Source organism: Mesorhizobium sp. M7D.F.Ca.US.004.03.1.1 (genome assembly GCF_003998635.1).
GTDB lineage: Bacteria > Pseudomonadota > Alphaproteobacteria > Rhizobiales > Rhizobiaceae > Mesorhizobium > Mesorhizobium loti.
Map to the genome: position 1 here is coordinate 1 of NZ_RZQG01000511.1, position 4367 is coordinate 4367.

The following is a 4367-nucleotide window of genomic DNA, read 5'->3' on the forward strand; positions in this document are numbered from 1 at the left end:
GACCAGATCATAGGGTCGACCGCGCAGCTCCTCGCGGATGTCGTCGATCAGCAGATCGATGCTGCAGTTTTTCCCGACGATCCGCGCGAGCGTCTCGCGGCCGACCGGTTCGTTGGCGGCGAAGATGGTCGCTTCGACACGGTTCATCCATTCGCGCCAGCGCGCCTCCGGCGGCAGGTGATCCAGTTCGCGGTCAAACAGCTGGTCAGCTGATCGACGGTCATCTGGCCGATCCTTTCCGCGTCTGCGCACCGCTTCCACCATGGTCGTCACAGCCCGTAGATGCGAAAGGTTGGGCGGCCCGACAGCTCGCGCACGGCACCGAGTTCGACCAGCCGGTCGAATAGCCGGCGCAGGCCGCGGTCGCTCATGCCGGCGATTTTCTCGGATGCGACGATCGCGTCGTCGGACAGGAGTCTTTCGACGACCATGTCTGCCGCCTTGGCCCTGAGTTTCGGCGCAACTGCAAGCAGCCGGTCCGCGCGGCGCTCGATCTCGGCGGAAAGATCAATGGCGCGCAGCGCGGCGCGCGCCTGCGCGGCCATCAGGCCTTTCGCACGCTCATCAGGATCTGTCTCAATGCCTGTCGCCACGGAGCTGGCTGCCAGTCGAGGCGTGCGGGCGCCTGTCCCCAAGGCTGCCTCGGCGCCCAGCAGCGGCATGGCGTATGCCCAACACAGCCGCTGCGCCCGCAGGGCGTCGGCGAGCCAAGCTCCAACGGTGCGTGCGAAGCCACGGCGTTCGGCGGCCGTGAACGCACCGGTCAGCATGCCGACCATTCCGATGCCTGCGGAAAGCTGTCGAAGATCATCCGCCAGATCGCTGACCGCCTCATCATCCGGCGCGTAGCCAAACTCCTCCAACACCGCCGCGAGATTTTTCTCCGTCAGTAGATCCTCCGCTGGCCGAGATGCCAGCCGACGCCAGGCGAGGAGAAAACGACCGGCGGGGCCGACATTGTCGCCGGGCCGGGTGAGCAACACGGCGTCGCGCAGCGCGCTTTCATCCTCCACGCGGCCAGCCTGCTTTGCCGTTGCCACGGCAGCCGAAAGCGCCAGGCGCTGCCGCCAGGCGCCGGCCCACCGGTCCTGACGGCGGACGACAGCATCGAGCGCGCCGATGGCAGCGCCCGCGGTCAGCGAGACGTCCTCGAACTCGTTTCCCGCATGACTGTGCGCATCCGAGATGGCCCGGCGCAGCCAGGCCGGCACCGCTGCCATTGGCACGGTCGGAGGGGTGCCGGCGAGCGTAGCGTAGTGGCGCGGAGATGGTTTGGGACGCAGAATCATCGAAACCACGATGAATCACGGCGGCGCTTTTAGCAACAGAAATGGACGAAAAGCGCTGTGCTTGTCGTGCACCAACAACGAATGATAATGTTGCATTATCGTTCGTTTTGGTCTCTATGTTAGAAATGGCCATTTTCGTCGAGCAGAAGCCCAAAATTCACGCCGAGCGACCCTCCGGGCCATCCCATAAGCGCGACGGTCTTTCCTGGAACGGCTACGATAGTGCTGGTGCATCCCACTGAGCTTTTAAGCCTGCGGGCGCAAACCTGGCTCTGCCCGGTAGAAGATCACCCGCACCGACGGAACAAGCTGGCTGAGGTAATCGAAATCGCCAACATTGCCGGTCAGGACCGTCGCCCCGACCATACCGGCCTGGCGAAAGATCAGCGCATCGTTGAGGAAGCGGCGTTCATGCCCCTTCCCTTTCGGCAGATGGCTCAGCCGGAACAACAGGCCGGCCAGCATGCCGGCGCGTCCCCAAGCGGTGGCGTCGGGTGCATGCAGCCGGTGCGCCGGAATATCCTCGATCGTATCCGCAACGGCTCCCAAGACCGACTTCGTCGTCGGGTGCGCCGGGTCGAGCCGGCCGAACACGTGGCTGAGCTCGGCAAGGCAGACGGCCGAGTGGTGACAGAGCCGATACGTCAGAAGGTTATCGACCGCTTCGGGCGTACGTCCCTGCAGGACATCCAGATAGACGCTGGTGTCGAGGAGCAATACGCCGCCGACAGGCGGCTGGTCACCTGCCCAGGACAGGGCGGAATCTGGTCGCCGTTCCAGCCCTGCCCTACGCCGCTGTGGTTTTAGGGACCGCAGTGCGCCGCCTAGATCAAATGCCAAGATCGATGTCCGCGGAGATGCTGCCCTTGCGGCCGACGAGCCGGGCGCCAAAATCATCCTCGAGGGCCAGCCGCGACAGGGCGAGCTCAAGCAGTTCGGTGTCGGAGGTCACATGGGCGCGCTTCTTTGCCGCCTCGATCAATTCCGACGGCACCCTGCCGGAAAGGCGTGTGTTCTTGGCCGCGCCAAGCAGGCCGACCGCCCTCGCCTGCTCAAGCACCAGACGGTTGCGGGTGTGGGCGATCCGCTCCTCGCTTGCGGCTGTCGCTGCGCCACGTATGGTCATCTTGGGATCTCCATCTGTTGAACGGAATATAAAGGATGTTGAACATGAAAGCAAGGAGAGACCACCCCTGAGAGGCCATCCCTGGATCGGAAAGGCCCGTTGCGCTCCCGCTGATGCGATACCAGGACCGGAGCGGAGGCAATTCCCGCAGCTATTCCGTCACACAGCGCGCGGTGGACAATTCCGGACTTTGGCCGCACCTTCGCTCGCAAGAATCGCATTGCTGCGACATTAGAATGGACGAGGCTGGATGGGCAAAGCCCGTAATTTGATGGTGTCCACCGACGCAATCGACGCCGATGACCTGCCGGACATTGTCGACGTCGTCATGGAGATGGGGCGGCCGGATGAAGGCCCCTCCCCTCCCCCGCCGGTCCTTGACCCGCGACAGACATCGTTGCCTACGCATCTCGAAAAGCTCGCCGACCGTGCGCGCGATTATGTCGAGGCAGCAAGTTCGGCGAACACCCGTCGCGCCTACGCAGCCGACTGGAAGCATTTTTGCGCCTGGTGCCGGCGCCAGTCTTTTGATCCATCGCGGCCGGACCCGCAGACCGTCGGCCTCTATATCACCGCGCAGGCTTCGGGCACTGGAAGGGACAAAAAGGCGGTGGCGACGATCGAGCGCCGCCTGTCATCCCTGACCTGGAACTACACGCAGCGCGGCCAATCGCTTGACCGGAAGGACCGTCATATCGCCACCGTGCTCGCCGGCATCCGCAACACGCACGCCGCCCCGCCCCGTCAGAAGGAGGCCGTACTGCGCGACGATCTTGTTGCCATGCTGGAGACGCTCGACCGCAGCACGCTGCGTGGCCTGCGTGACCGCGCCATGCTGCTTTTGGGCTTCGCAGGCGGCTTGCGCCGCTCCGAAATCGTCGGCCTCGATCTTGCCCGCGATCAAACCGAGGATGGCCGCGGCTGGGTCGAGGTGCTCGACAAAGGTGTTCTTGTGACACTGCGCGGCAAGACCGGCTGGCGCGAGGTCGAGATCGGCCGCGGTTCGTCCGACTCCACCTGCCCGGTTGTCGCGCTCGAGACCTGGCTGAGGTTTGCCCGCATCTCGCATGGCCCCTTGTTCCGCCGTGTTACTGGTCAGGGTAAAACGGTCGGCGTCGATCGGCTCAACGATCAGGAGGTGGCCCGGTTGGTCAAGCGCACGGCCTTGGCCGCCGGCGTGCGCGGCGATCTCTCCGAGGGCGAGCGGGGACAGAAGTTTTCCGGACATTCACTGCGCGCTGGCCTGGCTTCCTCTGCCGAGGTTGATGAGCGTTATGTGCAGAAGCAGCTTGGCCACGCCAGCGCCGAGATGACCCGCAAGTACCAGCGGCGTCGCGACCGTTTCCGGATCAACCTCACTAAGGCGTCCGGGCTCTGAAAAGCCCTCTCTTTTCCCACTGAGCGAACTTGACACCAATACTCCGTCCTCCCACTTGGCGCTTATCGTGAGGTAACGGACTGATGAGTGCTGCCCCCTCTCCTCCGACGAGCTATCACCTGGAACGCTTTGCTTAGCGTCTTCAAGGCAGGTGAAAGACAACATGGCGCTTTGCAATGTCGGGTCAGAACGCGGTCGAGTTTGATCTGCCAGGCTCAGAGTGTCGTGATCGCTTGCCAGGCACCGGAGCGCCTTAGGAAGCCGATAAGAACTGGGCGTGACGCCGGGGTAAGCAGGATTTGTGCTTGGATGGTAGGCTTTGTCCGCAGACAAAATCGCCAAATTGTGCAGCATATTCAGTTGCATGAATCATATTGTTGAGCCCCGTTCCGCGACCGTTAAGCTTTTGTTAACTTTAAATTTCTTGCCCGGGCGAACGAATCGGACATAATGACGGTTGCTTGGCGCTTTTACGTCAAAAATCGTTTTTAGAGAGTCTCGATCGAATGAACGTGAACTCGCCCGTTCCTACAAAGATCCCGCTGCTGTTCGAGAAAAGCATCCTCGATCAGGG

4 protein-coding genes and 1 pseudogene are annotated in these 4367 nt (G+C 62.8%); 1 reads left to right on the plus strand and 4 read right to left on the minus strand.

Annotated features, from left to right (window positions below):
- From EN935_RS24140 to EN935_RS24155, 4 genes and pseudogenes are all read right to left on the minus strand, one after another.
- Positions 1-264: pseudogene (locus tag EN935_RS24140) on the minus strand (SMC-Scp complex subunit ScpB); the annotation flags it as partial.
- A gap of 5 nt (positions 265-269) precedes the next feature.
- The gene (locus EN935_RS24145; protein WP_245489032.1) at positions 270-1289 is read right to left on the minus strand and encodes a DUF1403 family protein; all 1020 of its coding nucleotides are present in this window, start codon (positions 1287-1289) and stop codon (positions 270-272) included.
- 246 nt (positions 1290-1535) lie between these two features.
- Positions 1536-2129 (minus strand): hypothetical protein, encoded by a 594-nt coding sequence (locus tag EN935_RS24150; protein WP_127373675.1) that lies wholly within the window; start codon positions 2127-2129, stop codon positions 1536-1538.
- Positions 2119-2415: a hypothetical protein gene (locus EN935_RS24155; protein WP_111543956.1), complete on the minus strand. Its 297-nt coding sequence runs from the start codon at positions 2413-2415 to the stop codon at positions 2119-2121. The genes EN935_RS24150 and EN935_RS24155 overlap by 11 nt, the downstream gene beginning before the upstream one ends.
- A 250-nt stretch (positions 2416-2665) precedes the next feature.
- Between EN935_RS24155 and EN935_RS24160 the strand changes: the two genes are divergently transcribed.
- The gene (locus tag EN935_RS24160; protein ID WP_127373676.1) at positions 2666-3793 is read left to right on the plus strand and encodes a site-specific integrase; all 1128 of its coding nucleotides are present in this window, start codon (positions 2666-2668) and stop codon (positions 3791-3793) included.
- Positions 3794-4367 lie beyond the last annotated feature (574 nt).